Source organism: Oleiphilus sp. HI0067, from assembly GCF_001635735.1.
Genome location: NZ_LWFI01000747.1, coordinates 1 through 447 on the forward strand (window position 1 = coordinate 1; position 447 = coordinate 447).

1 protein-coding gene is annotated in these 447 nt (G+C 43.0%); it reads right to left on the reverse strand.

The genetic code is table 11. The annotated features are described in order from the left end of the window. Nucleotides 1–76: 76 nt before the first annotated feature. The coding region (locus tag A3739_RS08210; RefSeq protein WP_156502471.1) for a DUF533 domain-containing protein at nucleotides 77–447 on the reverse strand (371 nt) is incomplete at its 5' end.

Genomic DNA, 447 nt, shown 5'->3' on the forward strand with positions numbered 1-447 from the left:
ATGCATACTAACTCGAATACATTAAGCGGCGATGCAAACCGAACTACTAAAAAGCGACGCAAGAACAATGCAAGAACTACGCAACCTCAACTTTGACATTTTGTGCTTGCGCGCGAAGCTGATGCTCAAGACCTGCTGGCAGATTCAATGCTTTTGAGAGCAGTGATAAATGCCTGTATTCAGACTCGTCATCAAGCTCAATTGTCAAACAAGAAGCAAGATAAATCTCTGCCTTTTGCTCCATTGAATCGAACTGTCCAACTATCTCAACCATGAGTACAGGCTGCAGGAATAGATTCAACAACTCACTCTTCACATTCACACTCAAATCTAACCTGTTAACCGTTTCGGCTATTCTGCGCTGCTCTTCTAAATCAATCTGACCATCAGCGCGTGCCGAAGCAATCATAGCTTTCACTAAACGAAGTTCGAAATCACTATCCTGTT